This is a genomic window from Pseudoclavibacter soli DSM 23366, from assembly GCF_000423505.1.
GTDB lineage: Bacteria > Actinomycetota > Actinomycetes > Actinomycetales > Microbacteriaceae > Pseudoclavibacter_A > Pseudoclavibacter_A soli.
The window spans coordinates 569008-593727 of the sequence record NZ_KE384027.1; the positions used below are offsets into that span (position 1 = coordinate 569008).

General features: G+C 60.7%; 31 protein-coding genes. 29 read left to right on the forward strand and 2 right to left on the reverse strand.

All coding sequences use genetic code 11. The features are described from left to right. Nucleotide 1 precedes the first annotated feature (1 nt). From rplP to G557_RS0110265, 21 genes are all read left to right on the forward strand, one after another. Nucleotides 2-421, forward strand: a complete 420-nt coding sequence (gene rplP, locus G557_RS0110165; protein ID WP_028245935.1) for a 50S ribosomal protein L16 — start codon at nucleotides 2-4, stop codon at nucleotides 419-421. Further along, nucleotides 421-726, forward strand: coding sequence for a 50S ribosomal protein L29 (gene rpmC, locus G557_RS0110170; RefSeq protein ID WP_028245936.1), 306 nt, complete (start codon nucleotides 421-423; stop codon nucleotides 724-726). Before rplP ends, rpmC begins: the two co-directional genes overlap by 1 nt. Then, nucleotides 723-1007 (forward strand): 30S ribosomal protein S17, encoded by a 285-nt coding sequence (gene rpsQ / locus G557_RS0110175; RefSeq protein WP_028245937.1) that lies wholly within the window; start codon nucleotides 723-725, stop codon nucleotides 1005-1007. The genes rpmC and rpsQ overlap by 4 nt, the downstream gene beginning before the upstream one ends. A 27-nt stretch (nucleotides 1008-1034) precedes the next feature. Beyond that, on the forward strand, nucleotides 1035-1403 hold the full coding sequence (gene rplN, locus G557_RS0110180; RefSeq protein ID WP_028245938.1) for a 50S ribosomal protein L14: 369 nt from the start codon (nucleotides 1035-1037) through the stop codon (nucleotides 1401-1403). 1 nt (nucleotide 1404) lies between these two features. Next, nucleotides 1405-1755 (forward strand): 50S ribosomal protein L24, encoded by a 351-nt coding sequence (rplX, locus tag G557_RS0110185; protein ID WP_028245939.1) that lies wholly within the window; start codon nucleotides 1405-1407, stop codon nucleotides 1753-1755. Then, nucleotides 1755-2333, forward strand: a complete 579-nt coding sequence (rplE, locus tag G557_RS0110190; protein WP_028245940.1) for a 50S ribosomal protein L5 — start codon at nucleotides 1755-1757, stop codon at nucleotides 2331-2333. Before rplX ends, rplE begins: the two co-directional genes overlap by 1 nt. Before the next feature lie 73 nt (nucleotides 2334-2406). Continuing rightward, nucleotides 2407-2805 (forward strand): 30S ribosomal protein S8, encoded by a 399-nt coding sequence (gene rpsH / locus G557_RS0110195; RefSeq protein ID WP_028245941.1) that lies wholly within the window; start codon nucleotides 2407-2409, stop codon nucleotides 2803-2805. A gap of 6 nt (nucleotides 2806-2811) precedes the next feature. Next, nucleotides 2812-3348: a 50S ribosomal protein L6 gene (gene rplF, locus G557_RS0110200; protein WP_028245942.1), complete on the forward strand. Its 537-nt coding sequence runs from the start codon at nucleotides 2812-2814 to the stop codon at nucleotides 3346-3348. Between the two features lie 2 nt (nucleotides 3349-3350). After that, the gene (gene rplR / locus G557_RS0110205) at nucleotides 3351-3716 is read left to right on the forward strand and encodes a 50S ribosomal protein L18 (RefSeq protein WP_028245943.1); all 366 of its coding nucleotides are present in this window, start codon (nucleotides 3351-3353) and stop codon (nucleotides 3714-3716) included. A gap of 68 nt (nucleotides 3717-3784) precedes the next feature. Beyond that, on the forward strand, nucleotides 3785-4402 hold the full coding sequence (gene rpsE / locus G557_RS0110210) for a 30S ribosomal protein S5 (RefSeq protein ID WP_028245944.1): 618 nt from the start codon (nucleotides 3785-3787) through the stop codon (nucleotides 4400-4402). Then, nucleotides 4402-4587 (forward strand): 50S ribosomal protein L30, encoded by a 186-nt coding sequence (gene rpmD / locus G557_RS0110215; RefSeq protein ID WP_028245945.1) that lies wholly within the window; start codon nucleotides 4402-4404, stop codon nucleotides 4585-4587. Before rpsE ends, rpmD begins: the two co-directional genes overlap by 1 nt. Further along, complete coding sequence (gene rplO / locus G557_RS0110220; RefSeq protein WP_036962105.1) at nucleotides 4587-5060, forward strand: 50S ribosomal protein L15; 474 nt, start codon at nucleotides 4587-4589, stop codon at nucleotides 5058-5060. The genes rpmD and rplO overlap by 1 nt, the downstream gene beginning before the upstream one ends. A 61-nt stretch (nucleotides 5061-5121) precedes the next feature. After that, on the forward strand, nucleotides 5122-6435 hold the full coding sequence (gene secY / locus G557_RS0110225) for a preprotein translocase subunit SecY (protein WP_028245947.1): 1314 nt from the start codon (nucleotides 5122-5124) through the stop codon (nucleotides 6433-6435). Between the two features lie 10 nt (nucleotides 6436-6445). Then, nucleotides 6446-7018 (forward strand): adenylate kinase, encoded by a 573-nt coding sequence (locus tag G557_RS0110230; RefSeq protein ID WP_028245948.1) that lies wholly within the window; start codon nucleotides 6446-6448, stop codon nucleotides 7016-7018. Next, nucleotides 7018-7845 (forward strand): type I methionyl aminopeptidase, encoded by an 828-nt coding sequence (gene map / locus G557_RS0110235; RefSeq protein ID WP_028245949.1) that lies wholly within the window; start codon nucleotides 7018-7020, stop codon nucleotides 7843-7845. Before G557_RS0110230 ends, map begins: the two co-directional genes overlap by 1 nt. A gap of 119 nt (nucleotides 7846-7964) precedes the next feature. Continuing rightward, complete coding sequence (infA, locus tag G557_RS0110240) at nucleotides 7965-8186, forward strand: translation initiation factor IF-1 (protein ID WP_028245950.1); 222 nt, start codon at nucleotides 7965-7967, stop codon at nucleotides 8184-8186. 151 nt (nucleotides 8187-8337) lie between these two features. Further along, nucleotides 8338-8706: a 30S ribosomal protein S13 gene (rpsM, locus tag G557_RS0110245; RefSeq protein WP_028245951.1), complete on the forward strand. Its 369-nt coding sequence runs from the start codon at nucleotides 8338-8340 to the stop codon at nucleotides 8704-8706. 24 nt (nucleotides 8707-8730) lie between these two features. Continuing rightward, a complete protein-coding gene (rpsK, locus tag G557_RS0110250; RefSeq protein WP_028245952.1) occupies nucleotides 8731-9135 on the forward strand; it encodes a 30S ribosomal protein S11 in 405 nt (134 codons plus the stop codon). A 142-nt stretch (nucleotides 9136-9277) separates the two neighbouring features. Beyond that, nucleotides 9278-10270, forward strand: coding sequence for a DNA-directed RNA polymerase subunit alpha (locus G557_RS0110255; protein WP_028245953.1), 993 nt, complete (start codon nucleotides 9278-9280; stop codon nucleotides 10268-10270). Nucleotides 10271-10305: 35 nt separating this feature from the next. After that, nucleotides 10306-10893: a 50S ribosomal protein L17 gene (gene rplQ / locus G557_RS0110260; protein ID WP_028245954.1), complete on the forward strand. Its 588-nt coding sequence runs from the start codon at nucleotides 10306-10308 to the stop codon at nucleotides 10891-10893. Nucleotides 10894-10965: 72 nt separating this feature from the next. Then, nucleotides 10966-11907 (forward strand): tRNA pseudouridine synthase A, encoded by a 942-nt coding sequence (locus tag G557_RS0110265; RefSeq protein ID WP_245542801.1) that lies wholly within the window; start codon nucleotides 10966-10968, stop codon nucleotides 11905-11907. 32 nt (nucleotides 11908-11939) lie between these two features. Here G557_RS0110265 and G557_RS0110270 read toward each other — a convergent pair whose 3' ends face one another. Both G557_RS0110270 and G557_RS13070 read right to left on the reverse strand, forming a co-directional pair. Beyond that, nucleotides 11940-12176, reverse strand: coding sequence for a YbdD/YjiX family protein (locus tag G557_RS0110270; RefSeq protein ID WP_245542802.1), 237 nt, complete (start codon nucleotides 12174-12176; stop codon nucleotides 11940-11942). A gap of 55 nt (nucleotides 12177-12231) precedes the next feature. After that, nucleotides 12232-14544, reverse strand: a complete 2313-nt coding sequence (locus tag G557_RS13070) for a carbon starvation CstA family protein (protein WP_036962106.1) — start codon at nucleotides 14542-14544, stop codon at nucleotides 12232-12234. Nucleotides 14545-15364: 820 nt separating this feature from the next. Here G557_RS13070 and G557_RS14175 point away from each other — a divergent pair. From G557_RS14175 to G557_RS0110315, 8 genes are all read left to right on the forward strand, one after another. After that, complete coding sequence (locus tag G557_RS14175) at nucleotides 15365-15820, forward strand: endonuclease domain-containing protein (protein ID WP_028245957.1); 456 nt, start codon at nucleotides 15365-15367, stop codon at nucleotides 15818-15820. Between the two features lie 190 nt (nucleotides 15821-16010). Continuing rightward, entirely contained in the window at nucleotides 16011-16457 is a 447-nt protein-coding gene (rplM, locus tag G557_RS0110285; protein ID WP_028245958.1) for a 50S ribosomal protein L13, read from the forward strand. 30 nt (nucleotides 16458-16487) lie between these two features. After that, entirely contained in the window at nucleotides 16488-16967 is a 480-nt protein-coding gene (rpsI, locus tag G557_RS0110290) for a 30S ribosomal protein S9 (protein WP_028245959.1), read from the forward strand. A gap of 14 nt (nucleotides 16968-16981) precedes the next feature. Further along, nucleotides 16982-18337 carry a phosphoglucosamine mutase gene (glmM, locus tag G557_RS0110295; protein ID WP_028245960.1) on the forward strand — a complete coding sequence of 452 codons (1356 nt, stop codon included), beginning with the start codon at nucleotides 16982-16984 and terminating at the stop codon, nucleotides 18335-18337. A gap of 292 nt (nucleotides 18338-18629) precedes the next feature. Continuing rightward, nucleotides 18630-19964 carry a C40 family peptidase gene (locus G557_RS13560; protein WP_156877154.1) on the forward strand — a complete coding sequence of 445 codons (1335 nt, stop codon included), beginning with the start codon at nucleotides 18630-18632 and terminating at the stop codon, nucleotides 19962-19964. 28 nt (nucleotides 19965-19992) lie between these two features. Beyond that, nucleotides 19993-21258 carry a mannose-6-phosphate isomerase, class I gene (manA, locus tag G557_RS13080; protein WP_084627139.1) on the forward strand — a complete coding sequence of 422 codons (1266 nt, stop codon included), beginning with the start codon at nucleotides 19993-19995 and terminating at the stop codon, nucleotides 21256-21258. Between the two features lie 264 nt (nucleotides 21259-21522). Then, nucleotides 21523-22998: a sugar transferase gene (locus tag G557_RS0110310; RefSeq protein WP_028245961.1), complete on the forward strand. Its 1476-nt coding sequence runs from the start codon at nucleotides 21523-21525 to the stop codon at nucleotides 22996-22998. 14 nt (nucleotides 22999-23012) lie between these two features. Continuing rightward, nucleotides 23013-24716, forward strand: a complete 1704-nt coding sequence (locus tag G557_RS0110315; protein ID WP_084627140.1) for a cytidylyltransferase domain-containing protein — start codon at nucleotides 23013-23015, stop codon at nucleotides 24714-24716. Nucleotides 24717-24720: the final 4 nt, after the last annotated feature.

Here is a 24720-nt window from a genome sequence, read left to right on the forward strand (position 1 = left end):
CATGCTGATTCCACGTAAAGTTCGTTACCGTAAGCAGCACCATCCGGGTCGCTCGGGTCAGTCGAAGGGTGGCAACACCTTGGCATTCGGCGAGTACGGCATTCAGGCGCTGAGCCCGGCGTACATCACCAACCGTCAGATCGAGGCCGCTCGTATCGCCGTCACCCGCTACATCAAGCGCGGCGGCAAGGTGTGGATCAACATCTTCCCTGACCGTCCGCTCTCGCAGAAGCCGATCGGCACTCGTATGGGTTCTGGTAAGGGTTCACCTGAGTGGTGGGTTGCCAACGTGAAGCCGGGTCGCGTGCTCTTCGAGCTCAGCGGCGTGTCTGAGGACGTCGCCCGTGAGGCACTCAGCCGTGCGATTTACAAACTGCCCCTGAAAGCGCGGATCATCAAGCGTGAGGAAGGTGACGCATAATGCCCATCGGTTCGAAAGATCTCGCCATCGAGAAGCTCGAGCACCTCGATACCGAGGCCCTGGCCGTAGAGCTGAAGAAAGCCAAGGAAGAGCTGTTCAACCTGCGCTTCCAGTCGGCAACCGGCCAGCTCGCATCGGGTGCGCGTGTGCGTGCCGTCAAGCGTGACATCGCCCGCATCTACACGGTCATTCGTGAGCGTGAGCTGGGCATCCGCCCGGAGCCTGAAGTGGCACCGGTCGCGGCGAAGAAGTCCGCCAGCAAGAAGAAGGCGGCTGACAAGGCCGACGAGGAGGCTCAGGCATGAGTGAGAAGAAGCAAGAGTCGACCACAGTCGAGCGCGGCTACCGCAAGACTCGCCGCGGCTACGTGGTCAGCGACAAGTCCGACAAGACGATCACCGTGCTGGTCGAAGACCGCGTGAAGCACGCGCTCTACGGCAAGGTGCTGCGTCGTTCGGCCAAGGTACACGTTCACGACGAGAACAACGCCGCCGGCGTCGGCGACCTCGTGCTGATCAGCGAGACCAAGCCCCTGTCCGCCACCAAGCGCTGGCGCCTGGTAGAGATTCTGGAGAAGGCCAAGTAGGCCTGATCCCAGCCAAGGAGAATTGACATGATTCAGAACGAATCGCGACTGAAGGTGGCCGATAACACCGGCGCCAAGGAGTTGCTGACGATTCGTGTGCTCGGGGGCTCCAACCGCCGGTACGCGGGTCTTGGCGACGTCATCGTGGCGACCGTCAAAGATGCGATCCCCGGTGGCGGTGTGAAGAAGGGTGAGGTCGTGAAGGCCGTCATCGTTCGCACTGCTAAAGAGACTCGCCGTCCCGACGGCTCGTATATCAAGTTCGACGAGAACGCCGCTGTGCTGCTCAAGGGCGATGGCGAACCTCGTGGCACCCGCATCTTCGGCCCGGTTGGCCGAGAGCTTCGTGACAAGAAGTTCATGAAGATCGTTTCGCTGGCACCGGAGGTGATTTAACATGGCGAAGATCCGTAAAGGCGACCTCGTAGAGGTCATCTCAGGGCCGAGCCAGGAGCGCGGCGGTTTCCGCGGCAAGCAGGGAACGGTTCTGCGTGTGCTGCCTGAGAGCGACCGAGTGGTCGTCGAGGGCATCAACATCGTGACTCGTCATCAGCGCGCCGGCGTGAACGGCCAGCCGGGTGGCATCCAGGAGTTCGAGGCACCTATTCACGTCTCGAACGTCGCGTTGGTCGACCCCGAGACCAAGAAGCCCACTCGCGTGGGCATCCGTGTCGAAGAAGTTGAGACGAACGGCATCACGCGCACCGTGCGCACTCGGTATGCCAAGAAGTCGGGTAAGGACATCTGATGACTGAGACTGCACAGGCTGAGAAGATTCAGCCCCGCCTCAAGGTCAAGTACCGCGAGACCATCATTCCCGCACTCGAGCAAGAGTTCGGTTTCACCAACGCCCATCAGGTGCCCAACGTCGTCAAGGTCGTTGTGAACACCGGTGTCGGCGATGCAGCTCGTGACGGCAAGATCATCGAGGGCGCGATTCGTGACCTGACCCTGATCACCGGTCAAAAGCCGCAGGTCAACCACGCTCGGAAGTCGATCGCACAGTTCAAGCTGCGTGAAGGCCAGGCTATCGGCGCACATGTGACCCTTCGTGGAGACCGTGCGTGGGAGTTCCTGGATCGCCTGATCAGCCTCGCACTGCCGCGCATCCGCGACTTCCGCGGCCTCAGCGATCAGCAGTTCGACGGTAATGGCAACTACACCTTCGGTCTCACCGAGCAGTCGGTATTCCACGAGATCAAGCAGGATGAGATCGACCAGGTTCGTGGGTTTGACATCACCATCGTCACCACGGCCAAGAACGATGACGAGGGTCGGGCACTGCTTCGCCAGCTCGGCTTCCCGTTCAAGACCAACAACAAGTAACACACCGATTGCCGCAGGTCCCGTCTCTGTGTACAGAGGCGGGAAACCGGGCGAGAACAGGAAAACCCACAGAATGACACTCACAGATCCGGTCGCAGACCTGCTGACCAGACTGCGCAATGCGAACAGCGCTCATCTCGAGCGCGTCGCGCTGCCTTACAGCAAGCTCAAGCGCAATATCGCCGATATCCTTCAGCGCGAAGGCTATGTCGCCGAGGTTGGCGAAGAGCCTGCCCGCGTTGGCAAGACCCTGCTGATCACCCTGAAGTACGGCCCGCAGCGTGAGCGCACGATCACGGGCATCAAGCGCGTGTCAAAGCCCGGTCTGCGGGTGTACGCAAAGTCGACCGAGCTGCCTCAGGTGCTCGGCGGCCTGGGCGTTGCAATCCTGTCCACCTCCTCGGGTCTGCTCACAGACCGCGAGGCCAAGAGCAAGGGCGTGGGTGGGGAAGTCCTCGCCTACGTGTGGTGATCGAATATGTCACGTATCGGCAAACTTCCCATCCAGATTCCTGCTGGCGTCGACGTCACCGTTGAGGGTCAGCACGTTGCAGTCAAGGGGCCCAAGGGCCAGCTTGACGTCGTCATTCCCGCGCCCATCGCCGTCGCCATCGACGGCGGGCAGGTCGTGGTCACTCGACCCGATGATGAGCGTCAGTCGCGTTCGCTGCACGGCCTGAGCCGTACCCTGATCGCCAACAACATCATCGGCGTGACTGAGGGCTACCGTAAGAGCCTGCAGATCGTCGGCACCGGTTACCGTGTGGTGGCCAAGGGCAGCGCGATCGAATTCGCTCTCGGCTACTCACACCCGATCGTGGTTGACCCGCCGGCTGGCATCTCGTTCGAGATCGAAGGCCAGAACAAGGTCACCGTCGTGGGTATCGACAAGCAGGCGGTCGGCGAGGTCGCCGCGAAACTGCGCAAGCTTCGTCTGCCAGAGCCCTATAAAGGCAAGGGCGTGCGCTACGAAGGCGAGCAGGTGCGTCGCAAGGCTGGAAAGGCTGGTAAGTAATCATGGCTTCACGCAACAACAGCAGGCAGGCAGCTCGTCAGCGCCGCCATGCACGTGTGCGCAAGCACATCCAGGGCACTGCGGTTCGTCCCCGTCTTGTCGTCAACCGTTCGGCGCGCCACGTGTTCGTGCAGGTAGTCGACGATACCAAGGGCATTACCGTCGCCAGCGCATCGACCCTCGAGGCCGATCTGCGCTCGTTCGACGGTGACAAGACAGCCAAAGCCAAGCGCGTTGGCGAATTGGTCGCGGAACGTGCCAAGCAGGCAGGTGTCGAGGAAGTCGTGTTTGACCGCGGCGGCAACCGCTACGCCGGTCGTGTCGCAGCGATCGCCGACGGCGCACGTGAAGGTGGGCTGAAACTGTGAGCGAACAGACCAAAGATCAAGCATCGAAGGAGCACGAGGTGACCGCAACGGCAACCGAGGGCCAGCAGGTGAAGGGCCAGCAGGCCACCGATCCCAACGAGCGTGAGCGTCGTCACGGCTCGCGTGAGCGTCAGCCCGGTCGCGAGCGCGGCGGACGCGGCGGTGATAAGGAGAGCCCCTTCCTGGAGCGCGTCGTCACCATCAACCGTGTCGCCAAGGTGGTCAAGGGCGGCCGTCGCTTCAGCTTCACCGCTCTGGTAATCGTCGGTGACGGCGATGGCCTGGTGGGCGTCGGCTATGGCAAGGCGAAAGAGGTTCCGGCCGCTATCGCCAAGGGCGTTGAAGATGCCAAGCGCAACTTCTTCCGGGTGCCGCGCATCAAGAAGACGATTCCGCACCCCGTGCAGGGTGAGGATGCTGCAGGCGTCGTGCTGTTGCGCCCCGCCGCAGCCGGTACCGGTGTTATCGCCGGTGGCCCGGTGCGTGCCGTGCTCGAGTGCGCAGGCGTGCATGATGTGCTGAGCAAGTCGCTCGGTTCGTCGAACACACTGAACATCGTGCGCGCCACTGTCGCAGCACTGAAGCAGCTCGAAGAGCCTCAGGCCGTGGCCGCTCGCCGCGGACTGCCGCTCGATGAGGTCGCTCCGGCGATCCTGCTGTACACCGAAGAGAAGGCGAGTGAGTGATGGCTGCCCAACTGAAGGTAACCCAGATCAAGAGCAAGATCGGTGGTAACAGCCAGCAGCGCAACACCCTGCGTTCGCTCGGCCTGCACCGCATCGGTCAGACCGTCGTCAGAGACGACAACCAGGTCAACCGCGGCTACGTCAAGGCAGTCGCTCACCTGGTGAAGGTGGAGGAGGTTCAGTGATGGCTGAAGACAAAAAGGCTCAGGCCGAAGACAAGGTGAGCCTGCTGAAGGTTCATCACCTTCGTCCGGCTGCTGGTGCCAAGAAGGATCGCACCCGCGTGGGTCGTGGTGAGGCCTCTAAGGGCAAGACCGCGGGTCGCGGCACCAAGGGAACCAAGGCACGCTACCAGGTGCGTCAGGGCTTTGAAGGCGGCCAGATTCCGCTGCACATGCGCCTGCCGAAGCTTCGTGGCTTCAAGAATCCCGCCCGTGTCGAGTACCAGGTGGTCAACCTGTCGAAGCTCGCCACGCTCTTCCCCGAGGGCGGTCAGATCGGCATCGAAGACCTCGTCGCCAAGGGCGCTGTACGCGCCGGCGCTCCGGTCAAGGTGCTCGGCGACGGTGAGATCAGCGTCAAGCTCGATGTCCGCGTCGACAAGGTCTCGGCCTCGGCACGCGACAAAATCGTCGCAGCCGGCGGATCGGTAGAGTAGTGTCGGATCTCGGCTGTGGGAAACCACAGCCGAGATTCTTCAATTGACAGGAGCCAGAAGGTTGTCGAACGCGGTAGCCCGAATCTTGAAGACCCCAGACCTACGACGGAAGATTGGCTTCACACTGCTGATCGTTCTGCTGTTCCGGCTTGGGTCCTTCGTTCCGACCCCATACGTCGACTATGCGAACGTGCGCGTTTGCGTCGAGGCGCAGTCGTCCACCTCCGGGCTCTACGAGCTCGTCAACCTCTTCAGCGGCGGTGCGCTCCTTCAGCTATCGATCTTCGCGATGGGCATCATGCCCTACATCACTGCGTCGATCATCGTGCAGCTGTTGCGTGTCGTGATACCGCGTTTTGAAGAACTCCATAAAGAGGGTGAGAGCGGCCAGGCCAAGCTGACCCAGTACACTCGCTACCTTTCCTTGGCATTGGGCCTGCTCCAGGCCACCACCCTGATCACCGTCGCTCGCACCGGAGCGCTGTTTGGCACATCCTGCAGCGCCGACCTCATCGCCAACGACTCGTGGTACGTGATCGTTCTCATGGTCATCACCATGACTGCTGGCACCGGCCTCATCATGTGGTTCGGCGAGCTCATCACCGAGCGCGGAATTGGCAATGGCATGTCGCTGTTGATCTTCACCTCGATTGCCGCCCAGTTCCCGAGCTCGATGGGCGCCATCTGGAATGGCTCAGCTGGCCCCCGCGTCTTCTTCCTCGTCATCGCGGTTGCGCTCCTGCTGGTGCTGGCAGTCGTGTTCGTTGAACAGTCGCAGCGCCGCATTCCCGTGCAGTACGCCAAGCGCGTCGTCGGGCGTCGCACCTACGGCGGCAACAGCACCTACATTCCGATCAAGGTCAACATGGCCGGCGTCGTGCCCGTCATCTTCGCCTCGTCGTTGCTGTACCTCCCCGCACTGATCGCCCAGTTCAACCAGGGCGACGGCACCAACCCGCCTGAGTGGGTGCAGTTCATCTCGAACTACCTCACCCGCGGCGATCACCCGCTCTACATGGCGCTCTACTTCCTGCTCATCGTGGGCTTCACGTACTTCTACGTGGCCATCACGTTCAACCCTGACGAGCAGGCTGAGAACCTCAAGAAGTATGGTGGCTTCATCCCGGGCATCCGCGCCGGTCGCCCCACCGCAGACTTCCTCAACTACGTACTCACCCGCATCACGTTCCCCGGTTCGCTGTACCTCGGCATCGTGGCCCTGCTGCCGCTGATAGCACTGAGCTACCTCGGGGTGAGTCAGAACTTCGCCTTCGGCGGCACATCGATTCTGATCATCGTGGGTGTCGGCCTCGAGACGGTCAAGCAGATAAACTCACAATTGCAGCAACGTCATTACGAAGGACTACTGAAATGAGGCGATTCAATTGACTCAGCGACTGCTTCTCATCGGCCCGCCTGGGGCTGGCAAGGGCACCCAGGCCGCTCGTCTGACCACCGAACTCGGAGTGCCAGCCATTTCGACTGGTGATATTTTCCGCGCGAACGTCAAGAATGAGACCGAGCTCGGCCTGCAGGCCAAGCGGTACATGGATGCGGGGGAGTACGTCCCCGATTCACTCACCAACGACTTGGTGCGGTCGCGCCTGGGCGAGCCCGATGCCGCTGAAGGCTTCTTGCTCGACGGCTACCCCCGCACCGAAGACCAGGTGAAGGAGCTTGACGACATCCTCAAAGCACAGGGCACTTCGCTCGATGCTGTGGTGCTCATCGAAGCTGACCAAGAAGAGCTGGTACAGCGCCTTCACAAGCGTGCGCAGGAACAGGGCCGTTCCGACGATACCGAAGAGGTCATCCGTCATCGTCTCGAGGTCTACACCGAGCAGACGCAGCCGCTGATCGACATCTACCGCGAACGTGGACTGCTCGTCACTGTCGACGGGCTGGGTGCGGTCGACGAAGTGACCAAGCGCATCCTCGACGGGCTCGCAGCCCGCTGATGTTTCGCAGCAAGTTCGACTACAAGACCCCAGAGCAGATTCTGAAGATGCGAGCCGCGGGGCTCGCCACGCGGCACGTGCTGGATGCGATCGCTCCGGCCATCGTGCCCGGGGCAACCACTCGATCGCTCGATGACATCGCCTTGGCCTCGCTGAAGGCCGACGGCGCGATCGCCAACTTCGCGCTCGAAGAAGATTATTACGACGCGATCTGCGTGTCGCTCAACGAGCAGGTGGTGCATGGCATCCCCGGTGACCGCGTGATTCAAGCTGGCGATATCGTTTCGGTGGATGCCGGGGCTGAGCTGGGTGGCTGGAATGGCGATTCTGCGATCACAGTCGTCGTGCCTGGGGGCGATCCTGAGGTGCAGGCTCGCCGCGAGGAGCTCAACCGAGTGACCGAGCAGTCGATGTGGGCGGGCATTGCTGCGCTGGCATCGGCCAAGCACGTCAACGAGGTTGGTGCTGCCATCGAGGATTACATCTTGGGGCAGGGACAGTTCGGCATTCTGCGTGAGTACATCGGGCACGGTATTGGGCGACAGATGCACGAAGAACCTCCGGTGTTCAACTACGCCATCGCGGGGCGCGGGGCCAAAGTGGCGCCGGGCCTGGTGATCTGCATTGAGCCAATGGTGACCAACGGCACTGAAGAGACTGCGATCGAAGCTGATGGCTGGGCCATCTCGACCGTCGACGGCTCCGACGGCTCGCACTGGGAGAACGCAGTTGCGGTGACTGAAGGTGGTGTCTGGGTGCTGACCGAACATGATGGTGGCGCCGCGGGGCTGGCGCCATTTGGCGTGACGCCTGCGCCGCTCAGCTGATTTCGGTCGAACTGCGACACGCCCGACTAGATTAACGGCCTCTAATACCATACAATTCTTGTTTGGTGTCTCATGGCATCATTGTGATCGACGACAGAGAAATGAGTAGGTAAGCATTCATGGCGAGTAAAGAAGGAGTCATCGAGATTGAGGGTTCAGTCTTGGAGGCTCTCCCCAACGCCATGTTTCGCGTCGAGCTGACCAATGGTCACGTTGTCTTGGCGCACATTTCCGGCAAGATGCGGCAGCACTACATCCGCATCCTCCCTGAAGATCGCGTTGTCGTCGCAATGACTCCCTATGACCTGAGCAAGGGGCGCATCGTCTATCGCTACAAGTGATAGTGCTGCGTCGACCGGCGTTCGCGCCATCCAACTGAATATTCCAAGCAGTGTCGTCGGGCAACCGACACACCCCCAGACTGAAGGCTGGGGCCGCTATTGCGGGTGACACTGCCACACACCTTCAATCGCACCACTAGGAGCAGCCACTATGGCACGTCTGGCCGGCGTCGATCTGCCTCGCGAGAAGCGCGTCGAGATCGCACTCACATACATCTTCGGAATCGGGCGCACCAGTGCGCACAAGATTCTCGAAGCGACTGGCATCAGCGGAGACATCCGCGTCAAAGATTTGAACGACGATCAGCTCGTCGCTCTGCGCGACCACATCGAGCACAACTACAAGGTTGAGGGCGATCTCCGCCGCGAGGTTGCCGCCGACATTCGCCGCAAGGTCGAGATCGGCAGCTACCAGGGCCTGCGTCACCGCCGCGGCCTGCCGGTGCACGGTCAGCGCACCAAGACCAACGCGCGTACGCGCAAGGGTCCGAAGCGCACCGTCGCAGGCAAGAAGAAGTAGTAGAGAGCTCAGGAGACAGCAACCATGGCAGCAGCAAAGTCAGCAGCCGCAGCGCGCAAGCCGCGTCGCAAAGACCGCAAGAACATCGCGGTGGGTCAGGCTCACATCAAGTCGACCTTCAACAACACCATCATCTCGATCACCGATCCTTCGGGCGCGGTCATCTCATGGGCCTCTTCTGGCGAGGTCGGGTACAAGGGCAGCCGCAAGTCGACACCTTTCGCCGCCCAGCAGGCCGCCGAGCAGGCCGCCAAGCGCGCCCAAGAGCACGGCGTCAAGAAGGTCGACGTGTTCGTCAAGGGCCCGGGCTCGGGTCGTGAGACCGCCATCCGCTCACTCCAGGCCGCAGGCCTCGAGGTCGGCTCGATCAACGATGTGACTCCTCAGGCGCACAACGGCTGCCGCCCGCCGAAGCGCCGTCGCGTCTGACCCTTTCGTCTTTCGTGCGGGGTGTGCCCCGTTCGCCCTAGCTGGGCGCACTCCGCAACAACCATCCAAACCCAACTCCTGGGAGGCCTCCCAGAGCAAGCCGAGTGTCATATGGCGGACACTCAGCCGAAAGGAAACACACGTGCTGATTGCACAGCGACCCACACTCACTGAAGAAGTCGTCTCTGAGAACCGTGCACGGTTCACCATCGAGCCGCTGGAGCCGGGCTTCGGCTACACGCTCGGCAACTCGCTGCGTCGCACCCTGCTGTCATCCATCCCGGGCGCTGCTGTCACCAGCATCCGTATCGACGGCGTGCTGCACGAGTTCAGCACCATTCCCGGCGTTGTCGAAGACGTGTCTGACATCATCCTGAACATCAAAGAGCTGGTCGTCTCAAGCGAGCACGACGAGCCGATCACCGCTTTCCTGCGCAAGCAGGGTGCCGGTGAGGTGACCGCTGCCGACATCACCGTGCCGGCCGGCGTCGAGGTGTTCAACCCCGAACTGGTCATCGCGACCCTCAACTCCAAGGCCAAGCTCGACATCGAGCTGGTCATCGAGCGCGGTCGTGGCTATGTGACTGCAGCGCAGAACCGCAGCGAATACGCTGAGGTCGGCCAGATTCCGATCGACTCGATCTACTCGCCCGTGCTCAAGGTCACGTACAAGGTCGAGGCAACTCGAGCTGGTGAGCGTACCGACTTCGACAAGCTGATCGTCGATGTTGAGACCAAGCCGGCAATCTCACCTCGTGATGCGGTGGCCTCGGCCGGCAGCACACTGGTTGAGCTGTTCGGCCTGGCCAAAGAGCTCAACACCGAGTCAGAGGGCATCGAGATCGGGCCCGCTCCGGTCGACGTGGCCACCAGCACCGAACTGTCGACGCCGATCGAAGACCTCGATCTCTCGGTTCGCTCGTACAACTGCCTCAAGCGCGAGAACATCAACTACGTGCATGAACTGGTCGCGCTGAGCGAACAGCAGCTGATGAACATCCGCAACATCGGGCAGAAATCGGTCGACGAGGTACAGGACAAGCTCGAAGAGCTGGGTCTTTCGCTGAAAGACGCAGTTCCAGGCTTCGACGGGGCCCACTTTTACACGGGCTTCGACGACGAGCCCCAGGCCTGACACAGACATTTTTTCACTGACAAGGAGAATCCAACATGCCGAAGCCAGCTAAGGGTGCACGCCTCGGAGGCAGCCCCGCACACGAGCGGCTGATCCTGGCCAACCTCGCGACGCAGCTGTTCGCTCACGAGAGCATCACCACCACTGAGAGCCGTGCCAAGCGTCTGCGTCCGTACGCCGAGCGTCTGGTGACGTTCGCCAAGCGCGGCGATCTCGCTGCTCGCCGCAAGGTGGCCACGGTCATCCGTGACAAGGCCGTCGTGCACAAGCTGTTCACCGAGATCGCACCGCAGGTCGACGAGCGCGAGGGTGGCTACACCCGCATCATCAAGCTCGGCTACCGCAAGGGCGACAACGCGCCTCTGGCGAAGATCGAGCTCGTGCTCGAGCCCGTCGTCAAGAAGCCGAGTGCCAAGAAGGCGGCTGAGGTCGTCGAGGCAGAGGTCGCCGACGGCGCCAGCGAGCAGGCCGAGGAGATCCGCGACGAAACCATCGCGGCTGAACCCGACACTCAGGCCAAGGGCACCGAAGAGCAGATCGAGGCTGAGGCGCAGGCTGAGGCTGAGGTCGCCGAGGCCGCTGAGCAGGTCGACGAGGCCATCGAGGCCGACGAGGCGAAGTAGTCTCGCGAGAGCACCGCGTATGAAGAACCCATCGGCCCTCGGGTCGATGGGTTCTTCGCATCTGCAGACTTCATGAGAAGGGACGAGACGATGGGCGACTGGCTGTATGGTCCGGCAGAAGGCCGAGTACGCATCCGTATCGACCTCGCCTACGACGGTTCGGGCTTCGCTGGATGGGCACGGCAGCCCGGTCTGCGCAGCGTGCAGCAGGTGGTCGAAGACGCGTTGGCTCTGGTGTTGCGTGAACAGGTGACTGTGGTAGTGGCCGGTCGCACCGACGCCGGTGTGCACGCCTCAGGACAGGTGTTGCACGTCGATGTCGATGCCGGCACTCTCGAGCGGCTGGCCGACGGTCATCGCTCTGGAGCGTGTTCGGCTGCGGAGAGCGCTGCAGTCACGGTGAGTGAACGAGGTGCGAGGCTGCTGCTTTCGCGGCTGCGCAGTGCGCTGGGCAGAGTCGCCGACATCGCCATCCATAATGTGCGCGTTGCCCCGTGGGGGTTCGACGCCCGCTTCTCACCAGTGTGGCGGCGATATGAATACCGCGTGAGCGACCAACAGGAGTCGCGAAACCCGTTGCAGCGAGGCTTTGTTCTGAACTGGCCGAGGCCGGTTGACGTGTCGCTCATGCATGATGCAGCGCAGACACTGCTGGGCCTGCATGATTGGCGCGCCTATTGCCGTCCGCGCGACGGAGCCACGACCGTACGCGAACTGCAGCGGCTGGATTGGCGGCGCGATAACCAGGGCGTGCTGGTCGCAACCGTGCAAGCGGACGCATTCTGTCACCACATGGTGCGCTGCTTGGTTGGCGCATCGCTTGCTGTGGGCGAGGGGCGACTGAAGCCCGACGACCTCGTGGTGATCAGAGACCGGCGCGACCGCGGCAGCGCGTTCACTATGGTGGCTGGCACCGGGCTGGTGCTGGCCGCTGTCGGCTACCCGCCTGACGACGAGCTTGCTGCACGTGCTGCGCAAACGCGCGCCAAGCGAGAGCCTCTCCCTGAGCGCTAAGCGACGGAGCTGCGCAGTCAGCGTGCTTCGGCTCAGCAGCAGCGCGCTGACGGGTTGCGGTCTTCTTCGGCTGCCTTGTGCCGCCAGAACTCACGCTCAGACATCACTGGTTCACCTGGGTGTACCTGGCGGTGGTGGTCTACGTAGTTCTGATATGCATTGGCACCGAGCATGCCGTTGAGTATCCAGACCACCTTGGCCCACCAACCGGTGGGGGCGGCAGAACGGCCGCGCCCCACCAGTACTGCGGGCATATCGTGCTCAGTCATCGACCGGCCTTCAGGATGCCCGACCCGGTTGGCAATTCAGCGGTGAATCGAGTCATCAGTGCACCTGAACCTTGACCTTGTCGGCGGGCAGTTCAGCCCACTGCTGCTCCAAGGCGCGCTCCTCAGCGGTGGGGATGAATCCGCTGGGTGCATACGTCTGGCTGGCCACAGGTTCTGGCTCGGTGGTGGGCAGGCCGTTGTTGCGCCAGGCCTTCACCACGGCGACGAGAGCAGAGATGATCACGATGACAGTCAGCACTGCGAAGAGCACCGAAAGTGAGCCCTGAACTGCGGTGTTGCGAATTGTAGCCTCGAAGGTTTTGATCTGTGCTGCGACCTTCTCATCGGCGATCTGTGTGCCGGCAACGGTGCCGAACTCACGCAGCTCGTCGAGCTTGGCTCGTGTGGAGGCGTTGTTGGCCCAGTACCCGATCTTCGCGTCGGCAGAGAAGATCTTGTACCACGATCCGGTCAGCGTGACGGCGAGGTCAAACAACAGTGGAAGCACGGTGACCCACAGGTACTTGAAGTACTTGCGGCCTTTCTTGGCCAGGATGGCCGTCACAACAGACAGCGCGATGGCGGCCAGCAGCTGGTTGGCGATGCCGAAGAGCGGGAAGAACGTATTGATGCCTCCGAGCGGATCGGTCACGCCGAGAATCAGGATGTAGCCCCAACCAGCCACCATGAACGCGGTGGCCAGCCAGACGGCGACTTTCCAGTTATTGTCTTTGAATCGTGGCCAGAAGTTGCCCACGGCCTCTTGCAGCTGGAAGCGTGCGACGCGAGTGCCGGCGTCGACCGCAGTCAAGATGAACAGTGCCTCGAACATGATGGCGAAGTGGTACCAGAACGCTTTGAGCCCGGGGGTCAACCCGTGCATGATCTCGGCGATGCCCACGGCGAGCGTGGGGGCGCCGCCGGTGCGCGATACAACGGTGGTCTCGCCGACCTCGTTGGCCACCTGCTGAAGAGCTGAGCCTTCGACGTGCACGCCGGTGAGCCCAAGACCGTTGACGAATGCAGCAGCGCCCTCCGCTGTGCCCCCGGTTGCGGCAGATGATGAGTTCATTGCGAAGTAGATGCCGCGGTCGATCGACAGCGCGGCGACGAACGCCATGAGTGCCACGAGCGATTCCATGAGCATGCCGCCGTAGCCGATGAAACGAATCTGGCGCTCTTTGTGCACCATCTTCGGGGTGGTGCCCGAAGAGATCAGCGCGTGGAATCCGGAGAGTGCGCCGCAGGCGATCGTCACGAACAGGAACGGGAAGATGGGGCCGGTGAACACTGGACCGTCTGATCGGCTGGCAAATTCGCTGATGGCGGGCACGTTCAGATCTGGACGCACGACGATGATGGCGACGGCCAAGAGCAGGATGACGCCAATCTTCATGAAGGTCGAGAGATAGTCACGTGGCGTGAGCAGCAGCCACACCGGCAGAATGGCGGCGATGAAACCGTAGATGATGATCGCCCACGCGATGGTCAGGCGGTCGAGATGGAAGAATGCAGCGCCCCATTCGGTGGCGGCGATCTGGCCACCGAAGATGATGGCGGCCATCAGCAGCGCGAAGCCGATGATCGACACCTCGAGGATCTTGCCGGGGCGAAGGTAACGCAGATAAACACCCATGAACAGAGCGATGGGGATGGTCATACCGACGCTGAAGACACCCCATGCGCTCTCGCCGAGTGCGTTGACGACCACCAGCGCGAGAATGGCCACGATGATGATCATGATGCTGAGCGTGGCGACAATGGCGGCAGTTCCGCCAACGACGCCGAGGTCTTCCCGAGCCATTTGACCGAGCGAGCGGCCTTTGCGGCGAGTCGAGACGAACAGCACGATGTAGTCCTGCACGGCCCCGGCGAAGATCACGCCCAAGATGATCCAGATAGTGCCCGGCAGATATCCCATCTGCGCAGCGAGCACCGGGCCGACCAGAGGGCCGGCGCCGGCGATGGCTGCGAAGTGGTGCCCGAAGAGTACGCGTCGGTCGGTTGCGACGAAGTCGCTGCCGTTGGCTGCGTATTCAGCCGGCGTCGCGCGACGGTCGTTCGGTCGCAACAGGTGGCGCTCGATGTACTTGGAATAGAAACGGTAAGCGATCAAGTACGAAGAGATGCCGGCGAACACGAACCAGATGCCGTTGATTGATTCGGAGCGGCTGATGGCGAGAACGCTCCAGCCGATCGCACCAACGATTGCGATGAGGATCCACACCACAACCTTGAGCGGTGTCCACTTGGGGCGGTCGAGCGCATTGTCTTCGACTGCGGTAGGGGGAAGGCCAGGGGCGACGAGCTGCGACTCGTCCCATTCAGTCGGCGTGGTGGAACCACGGGAGGCCGTCGACGTTGACATTTCATTCTCCTTTGAATGATGCGTGCGGCAGCGCGAATGCGCGGCGGCGGTGAACAGCATCATAGGCGAAGCACCGTCAAGATGGGAGGGTGCAACCGGGTGCAGCTCCTGTCGACAATTCGCCACCAGCCCCTGTTGGGGGACATTCCCAGCGATAATTCGCCGGCTTCTGGCGAATTCTCGCGAGCCCGCACGACACGTGGCGAGTCTTTGAAAGTGCTGCGCCCCGGAGTACCCGGCCGAGCGCACCCGTACACCTGTACGCGTGCACGGACCCAGCAGCTCAACGTTTTCCACAGCGACCACTCACCCAAGTTGCGCCAGCGCTGAGATGGGGAAGTCTGAAAGGGACGGGGAAGGGGAGGCGATGAGCGCAGGCGAGCCCAGCAGGCAACGAGTTGAGCATTTGCTCCGACGCCTGGACGGCAAAGGACATGGCGTCTGGCGAGTGTCGAACCTCCTCAACATTGGCTTCACTCGATGGCACATCTCCGTACTCATCAAAGCCGGATACTTGCGCCGAATTCGCCAAGGTTGGGTCGCCGCTGAGAACGCACCATACGACCTCGTACGAGCAGTCGCGGCTGGTACCGTGCTGAGTGGCTCCCACCGGCTGAAACTCATAGCACCAGAAACAGTCTGGGGGCCACACCGAGCAGCGCCACAACTCTGGGTGCCATCCGCTCCATCGACCGCCCAGGTAGCAGCAGCAGAACCGCATGCTCGGCTCCACTCCCGCCCACGCATCTCCAAACGACACATCGGGCACGGGGTAGCGCCTTGGCGCATCGCCCTCAATCATGCGTTGCAGCATTTGACGTTGCAAGACAGCGTCGCACTCGCTGACACCTTGCTCTCGGTGCCTAGCCATACGCTGCTCACGGGCGAATACTTCGAGCCGTCCGACATAGAGGTCGTACTCGCTGCCACGCAGCGTGGACGTGAAGTGATGCGCTGGTGGCGATTGGGGTGTGAAAACGGCTTCGAGTCGTATGTCTTCGCAGGACTGCGTCTCGAAGGCTTCCATGTTCAGACCCAAGTCGAACTCCCCAATAAAGCGCGTTTCGACGGCCTAATCGATGGCCGCATTGGCATCGAACTCAATGGCCCCCACCATTTCAACGCCGAGCAGCATTTCAGAGACATCCGTAAAGCGTCGCTCGGAACTCGCTGCGGGTACATAGTGCTTTCATTTGACTATGACATGGTGATGAACCACTGGGAGGTTGTCCTCGAGACGATTCGAGCGGCTCTTGCTCAACTCCATGTTGCATGAGCGGCACGTTTGCAACACGCCCGGGTTGCCGCGGGGCTCGCAGTCGCGTAAAGTAGCCCATTGGTATGTGTCTGTGCGTCTTGGCGTGCAAACGGCAGCCCGACTTGAGCCCTCCACCGTTTGGATTGCCATCAGGCAATGCGCATCGGAGCGGGATTCACGACCACCTCAAATCGAGAGAGAGAAACCTGTGACACGCACATTCTCGCCCAAAGCCGGCGAAATCAAGCGCAACTGGGTCGTCATCGACGCCACCGATGTGGTGCTCGGCCGACTCGCCAGCCATGCTGCAGCCATTCTGCGCGGCAAGAACAAGTCCACCTTCGTCAACCACCTTGACACTGGTGACTTCGTCATCGTGATCAACGCTGAGAAGGTTGTGCTCTCGCACGGCAAGGCAGCCAAGAAGATCGCTTGGCGCCACTCGAACTACCCTGGCGGCATTACGGGTGTCAGCTACACCGAGCTGCTGGCCGAGAATCCCGAGCGCGCCATTGAAAAGGCCGTGCGCGGCATGCTGCCGAAGAACAGCCTGGGTGCTGAGCAGCTGAAGAAGCTCAAGGTTTATAAGGGTGCCGAGCACCCACACGCCGCGCAGAAGCCGGTGCCCTACACCTTCGACCAGATCGCCCAGTAGTCGGCGCCGAGACTTTCACAGGAGAACAACGTGGCAGAGAACACTGAAACACTGACTTCGTACAGCACCGCGACGCCTGAGGGCGCCACCGAGACCGTTGAGCGCGCTCCGCGCAACCTGAGCGTTCCCGGCGCAGCCGTGGGCCGCCGCAAGCAGGCCATCGCCCGCGTGCGCTTGGTGCCGGGCACTGGCGAGTTCGAGGTCAACGGCCGGTCGCTCGAAGATTACTTCCCGAACAAACTGCATCAGCAGCTGATCAAAGATCCGCTGACCCTGCTCGGCCTCGAGGGCGCCTATGACATCGCCGTGCGCATCCAGGGTGGCGGCGCTTCGGGTCAGGCTGGCGCACTGCGTCTGGCCATTGCTCGCGCGCTCAACGAGATTGACGCAGACAACAACCGTCCCGAGCTGAAGAAGGCTGGCTTCCTCAGCCGCGACGCTCGTGTCAAAGAGCGCAAGAAGGCTGGTCTTAAGAAGGCCCGCAAGGCTCCTCAGTACTCCAAGCGCTAAACCGCAGGGGGACTATGCCTCGCCTTTTCGGCACCGATGGTGTCAGAGGACTCGCCAACCGCGACCTGACGGTCGAGCTTTCGCTCGCACTGGCTCAGGCCGCGGCGCGAGTTCTTGGCGCATCTGCCAGAGAACTCGGCCGCAAACCGACTGCTGTCTTGGGGCGCGATCCGCGAGTGTCCGGTGAGTTCATCGGAGCTGCCGTTGCTGCTGGTCTGGCCAGCGGCGGTGTAGACGTCTACGATGCCGGCGTGCTGCCGACACCGGCTACAGCGTTTCTGGTGAGCGATCTGCACGCTGATTTTGGTGTGATGATCTCTGCCTCACACAATCCGGCTCCCGACAACGGCATCAAGTTCTTTGCCGCTGGTGGGCTGAAACTCCCAGATGAGCTCGAAGACCAGATCGAGGTTGCACTCTCGCTCGAGAAACTGGCTCCGACTGGTGCAGGCGTTGGGCGCATTCGGCGTTTCGCAGACGCCGAAGATCGTTATCTCGTGCATCTGCTCGGCACTCTGCCGAACACCCTTGATGGCATCTCTATGGTGCTCGACTGCGCGAACGGTGCCGCTGCTGGGGTCTCGCCGCAGGTGTTTACCGACGCCGGTGCAACCGTTACCGTCATCGGGGCAGACCCCGATGGCTACAACATCAATGCTGGCGTTGGCTCGACGCACCTCGAGCGCCTGCAGCAAACCGTCTTGAGCTCTGGGGCTCAGGTGGGCATCGCACATGACGGTGACGCTGACCGGTGTCTTGCCGTTGACGAGAACGGCCGTGTGATCGACGGCGATCAGATCATGGCCATCCTTGCGCTGTCGCTGCACCGCCGCGGGGTGCTTCCTGGTGACACGCTGGTCTGTACTGTGATGAGCAATCTCGGGTTGCATCTCGCGATGAAGCGTGCGGGCATCGAAGTGCGACAGACATCAGTTGGCGATCGCTACGTGCTCGAAGAGCTGAATCGGTCGAATCTCGGCCTCGGCGGCGAACAGTCAGGGCATGTGATCTTCCGGAAGTTTGCGACGACTGGTGACGGTCTGTTGACGGGGCTGCAACTCTTGGCGGTGATGGCGAGCACGGGCAAGCCACTGTCGCGGCTGGCCGATGAAGCAATGACTGTGTATCCGCAGGTGCTCATCAATGTGCGCGATGTCGACAAGACCGCTCTCGCAGGCAATGCGATCGTCGCTCAGGCTGTATCGGAGGCTGAGGCCGCTCTTGGCGATCAAGGGCGTGTTCTGCTTCGCCCGAGTGGAACCGAACCGCTCGTGCGTGTGATGGTTGAAGCCGCAGACGAACAGACTGCGCAGCATTGGGCAGAACAGCTCAGTGAGGTCGTGCGTTGGCAGCTGACTTCGGCTGCCTGAAGAAGGTGGCGGCGGAGAAGCAGGGGGAGGACCTCTCCACCGCCGGTTCTGCAGCGTGGCCAGACCACAGCTGCAGAAGTCAAATACTCTATCACGTCTAGCGCTCAGCATGTGTCGGTGGGGTGTCTCAGCGCGGTCGTATGCAGTGTTGAACCGCTCGAGGTTCCCCAAGGAAGCAAATCATTTTGCGACACGCCTCCGTTATGCTTCGTGTGGAGGGCTGAGTAGACTAGGTGCACCTCTCATGTTCAAGCTGAGCCTGAGAGCTTCCTCATGACAAAGGAGTGTGGACGTGGCCTCACGAGTGCTGACCGGTCTGGTGGGCGGTGCCTTCGCGTTGGCGTCAGTGTTCGCAATGGGGCTGCCGGCAGTGGCCGACGTCGATGTCTCCGCACCCACGTGGGACGAAGTGCGAGCTGCCGAAAGCGATCAGGCGCAGCGCACAGCCATGCAGCAGCGCATTCAGCAGGTTCTCGACGCGTATGACGCTGAGTACCAAAGCGCTGCATCCAGCTATCAGAGCGCAGCGCAGGCCGCGGCTGTCGCACAACAGACTCTGGGCGACACTGTGGTGAGTTTCGTCGAGCTGCAGGAACAAATCGAACAGGCCAAGAGCAAAGCGGAGCAGTCGAAGCGACAGGCTGGCTCTATCTCTGTGCAACTGTATCGTTCCGGCGGCATTGGCACCGGAACTGAGGCGGCGGCGATCGCCAGCGTCGAAGACCCAGATGCTGCGTTGAAGAAGATGGCTGCGCTTGATCGACTGGGCGGACAGTTCACTGACACACTCGACAGCGCTGTTGCTGATGCCAACACCCTGCAATCACTGAGTGACACTCTCGAGCAGCAGAAGAATGCCCTCCAAGATCTCTCTGACCAGGCACAGACCAAAGCCGATACCGCTGCGCAGGCGCAGTCGACGGCTTACAGCCTGTACAGCGGTCAGTCGGATCAGGTGGTGCAGTTGAGTGCTCAGCTCGCCGAGCTGCAGGGCAGGGATGCCGAAGCGGCGGCGGCTCAAGTCTCGGCGCAGCGTGCGCAGACAGCCGCTTCCATCGCGCCGGTGGCTGGAGGCACCCAGGCTGATGAGGCCAGGGGTGCGGTGACGCCGGTGGCCACAACGCCGAGTACGAGCAGCTCGTCATCTAGCGGCACGACGACACCGGCTGCGACCACGCCGAGTACGCCCGGGTCGAGCTCATCATCTTCGTCATCGACAAGCGGTTCGTCGGCATCTTCAGGGAGCTCATCTGCGGGCAGCTCGTCTTCGAGCTCGTCGTCAAGTAGGGGCGCCGCGGTGGTGGCTACCGCTCGACTGTACTTGGGCGTGCCTTATGTCTGGGGTGGAACGACTCCGGCAGGTTTCGACTGCTCTGGCTTCACCAACTATGTCTATGCCAAGAACGGCATATCTTTGCCGCGAGTGTCACAGTCGCAGATGAACTCAGGGCGAGCAATATCATATGGAGAAGCTCAGCCCGGCGATCTCGTCTGGATGAACTCTGGTGGCCACGTGGGTATTTATCTCGGAGGCGGAATGGTCATTCACGCCTCGAAGCCGGGAGATTTCGTGAAGATTTCTCCGGTCAGCGTGTGGTCAGACGCTCATTTCCGTCGTCTCTGGTGATGCTGACGACGAAACGGGCGGTTCGCCCATGTCAGTGATCATCGACAACGAACCCCGCGATTACGCGTGGGGCGGGCCGAGGGCAATCCAAAATCTTCGGGGGCAGCCCTCCATCGCGTATCACACGAGTCGGCATACTTCGGCAGGATGGGCGAATACCGATCCAGCCGCGCCCGAAGCCGAGTTGTGGCTGGGTACACACCCGTCGTGGCCATCCATCGTCGTGAGCGAACCTTTCGAGGGAATCACCCTGCCTGAGGCGCTCAAGGCCTGTGAGCAGCCTGCTGAACTCGGGTACCTGCTCAAGCTGCTCACCGTAGAACGCCCGCTGAGCTTGCAAGTGCATCCCGATGACGCCCAGGCTCGTGACGGATACGCACGTGAGAACGCAATGGGCATCCCGGTGGGTGACGCCACCCGAAACTATCGTGATCCTCACCCGAAGCCGGAAATGCTGCTGGCGCTTTCGGATCAGTTCGAACTCTGTGCGGGAATCCGCGAGATCGACGACATCTTGATCGACCTGCGGCGTGCTGGGCGCAGCGCCGAACGAGACGGATCGGCAACGCGTATGCTGCGGGCGATTTGGCAGGAGTTCGCGGACACCCTGATTGATCAGCGCACGGTTGATCGTGCCGTGCACTGGCTGCTCGACGACGGCGCGAGCCGTGCTGCGGAGGTGACCGAGGCGATCGTGCAGCGCAGCCGCCGTGGAGCTTCGACGTTCGGTATCGAGCGAGACACGCTGATCCGTCGTCTCGACGAGTGTTTTCCAGGCGATGTCGGCATTGCGCTGAGTCTGCTCCTGAGGCATGAACTACTGCGCCGAGGGCAGGCGATCTACCTCGAACCCGGCACGCCCCACTTCTATATCCGCGGTGCCGGTATTGAGCTGATGGGGCCCAGTGACAATGTTGTGCGCGCTGGGCTCACGGGCAAGCATGTCGACAGGCTTGAAGCCATGCGCCTCATGAAGACGGTGCCCAGCGCTCCTCGCCACCTCTTTGAGTATCACAAGGGTGCGACCACTGTCTTCCATGCTGCGGGTGCTGGGTTACGGCTGGCTCACGCGACGGCAAGAGCAGGAGAGCACATCGCGCTGCCGTTTGAGGCGGGGGATGCCGTATACGTACTGAGTGGCTCCGCAGTCGTCGACGATCGCGATGGAAGTCGTCAGACGTTACGCCATGGGCAGGCAGCGATTCTCATAGATGCTCTGCGGCTTGAATTGCACGGCGGCGAACACGAGCGTGCACAGCTCGTGCTCGCTGGCGCCACCGTGCCGGAGGCCTGACTCATCAGCGTGACGTGAGAGGTATTAGTGCGGTGGTGCATTCGATCCCAAGTAGGAATGATTTTTGGGGTGGTTTCATCTCATGGCTCAGACGCATCGCACCAAAGCGACTATGGTAGACATCTTTTTCATACGCGATGACTGGGCTATAGTTAACCTCTGTCGCTGAGAACAGCCGTTTTGAGCGTATAGCTGCTCAGGGAATCACCTCTGAAGCCATCGAAGGGGGAATGCTTTGAGGCGACAGCGCTGATGGGTGCAGCAATGGCCGTTTCACAGTCGTCCAACGGTTCACGTAGTGCGCGACGCACGGATCTGCTCCGTCCGTACATAATCCGCCTGCTCATGACCGATGCACTAGTCATTATGTTGACTATGTCGTTTGCGCACCTTGTGCGTTTCGGCGTCGACGACCCTGACGTGGGGCCAACGATTTGGCTCGAACATCTGCAGCTGAGCTACTTGCCTATCACCGCGATTCTCGTTGCCTTGTGGCTGTTGGTGTTGGCTGCCTATCACACCTACGACGCACGCTACCTCGGCTCAGGAACTGAGGAGTATCGCAACGTCGGAGGCGCAACATTCCTGTTATTCGGCGGACTCGCAGTGTTCAGCTACCTGGCAAAACTGCAGATCTCTCGTGGGTACTTTCTGATCGCGTTCCCTCTGGGCCTCGTGCTGTTGCTGATCGGGCGGTGGCTGTGGCGCAAATGGTTGAATCGCCAGCGCGCAGCAGGTCGATACGTCACAAGAGCCATCATCGTTGGAGGTCTAAATACGGCTGCAGCCATCGCCAAAGAAGTTGCTGCGAGCCCTGACTCTGGTTTGAAAGTAGCTGGCTGTTGCGTCGCAGATCACCTTGAGGAGAAGGTCTTGCCGGGTACCGATGTTCCGGTTCTTGGCACGCTTGATGACTACATGCAAGCTGCTGACCAGACTGATGCCGACACGATCATCCTTACGTCGTCGAGGCATCTGACGCCGGCCAAGGTGCGCCGCATCAGCTGGAGCCTTGAGCCCACACAGCGGCATTTAGTGCTCGCGCCGAGTCTGGTCGATGTCGCGGGGCCGCGCATTCACGTGCGCCCGATGGCCAGCATGTCGCTCATGCACGTCGAGACCCCTCGATTTGACGGCCGCACCCAACTAATCAAGCGTGCTTTCGATCTCGTAGCCTCCAGCTTGGGGTTGATCATTTTGTCACCGCTGTTCGCGCTGGTCGCCGTAGTCGTGAAGGCTCAAGACGGTGGGCCTGTGTTCTTCAAACATCGTCGGGTCGGCCGCGGCGGTGAGCATTTTAAAATGTGGAAATTCCGTTCTATGCGGGTCAACGCAGACGCTGAGCTCCATACCCTGCTTGACAAGCAAGGTAAGACAGGAAAGCCATTATTCAAGATCGATGACGACCCACGAATCACTCGGTTCGGTCACTTCATTCGAAAGACCTCCATCGACGAGCTGCCGCAACTCATCAACGTATTGAAGGGTGACATGAGCTTGGTCGGGCCGAGACCACAGGTCGATGCGGAGGTCGCGTTGTATGACAAAAGCGCTGCCCGTCGACTGAATGTGCGCCCTGGGGTTACTGGTCTCTGGCAGGTGAGTGGTAGGTCGAACCTAACTTGGGAAGAAGCGATCAGGCTTGATCTGTACTATGTAGAGAACTGGTCGTTTGTGGGCGACTTGCAGATTCTCTTTCGCACGTTCAGAGCAGTTTCGAAAGCTGAAGGGGCAAAGTGAATCACGACGGTGAAATGGATGCGAGCGCGGTACAACCAAAACCGGATCCTCGCGCTGATACTATCGCCCCTGCTTGGGTCCTCATTCCTGCTCGAGGCGGGTCAGTAAGTGTGCCAAGAAAGAATGTTCGACTCGTGGCAGGTCAACCGCTCATCTCCTATGTGATCACGACGGCGCTGCAAGTCGTGGACTCTCGCCATGTGATTGTCATTACCGACGATCGGCAAATAGAAGATGTGAGCCGAGCAACAGGTGCGTCTGTGATTTTTGAAACCCAGTCAACTCCATCCGAGGAGACTCTCGACGAAAAGATTCTTCGAAACCTTCCAATATTGATAAGTATGGGCGCAACCGATGCTGATGTGATTGTCACGGTTCAGCCGACCTCACCTCTACTAACGCAAGAGACGTTGCTCAAAGCGATATCAATCGTCGGCACAGGTCAAGCGCATACTGCGATGACTGTGACTGATGACCGCCATCTAAGTTGGACTCAAGACGAGGATGGCCACGCGAAGGCACTGTACAAAGCCCGCGTTAATCGCCAGTACCTTCCCTTGGAATTCCGAGAAACTGGAGGCGCGATAGCGAGTCGTCTCGGAGATGCCCTTAGCTCAGGTACACGAGTCGTGCCTCCTGTGGCCCTAGTGCCAGTCTCCGCGCAAGAAGCGATCGACATCGACCATTTCGGGGACCTTTATGTGGCGGCTCACTTCTTAACGCGGCGGCGTATCGTCATTCGAGTTGATGCTGGTCCGAGCCTTGGCATGGGGCATGTGTATCGTGCATTAGCCTTGGCCACTGAGCTCGCACGCCACGAAATCCTAGTGGTCACTAGGGCAGATCATGAGCTGGGTGCAGAGTTTTTCTCACGTTTTCCGTATAACGTCCATGAGGTCGCTGATGACGAAGAGTTCTTTGACGTACTGAGCGATTTCGCACCAGATCTGACTGTTTTAGATATCCTTGACACGACTTCTGCGTTCATTGAGCGCATTCGGGCGAGTGCACCCGCTACTAAGGTGGTCAGCTTTGAAGACACCGGCGAAGGAGCTCAGCATGTTGACTTGTTGGTTGCGGAGTTCATCGACAACCATGAAGTGCCCGAGTCACGGCAACTTCGTGGAATTGAATACTCGCTACTGTCGCCACACTTTGAGACGGTGTCCGCAGATCATGCACCTGCGGACAAAGTAGGACACATCCTCGTCCTGTTTGGTGGCACTGATCCATCAGATCTCGCCAAACGCTCGTTAGAAGCGCTAGCACAGCTGCGGTTCGCTGGTGCGGTGACTGTCGTACGAGGACTCGGTGCTTCCCCCCTTGAGGCGCCTCAAGATCTGCCGTATTCGTTAGAAATCCTCAACGACGTGAGATATATGCCTAGCGTCATGCAGCGCGCCGATATAGCGCTGACCTCTGCAGGGCGAACAATTATCGAACTTGCTTCTCTCGGGATACCTTCGGTTTGCATTGCTCAGAATGAGCGAGAGATGACTCATACGCATGCCTGTGAAGAAAACGGCGTGTACATGCTGGGGCTTGGATCTGCCTTGCGTGATGATGAGATTCGCGAAGGCATTCGCTTGATGCTAAATGGCGATGTTCGCCTGCAACTGGCGAATCTTGCGCGTCTTTCAGGAAGTCGGCGAAGTAACCGTCGTACAGTTGAAACTATCTTAGACAGAGTCGGCCTAAATGTATTTCCGAATCTGTGATGAT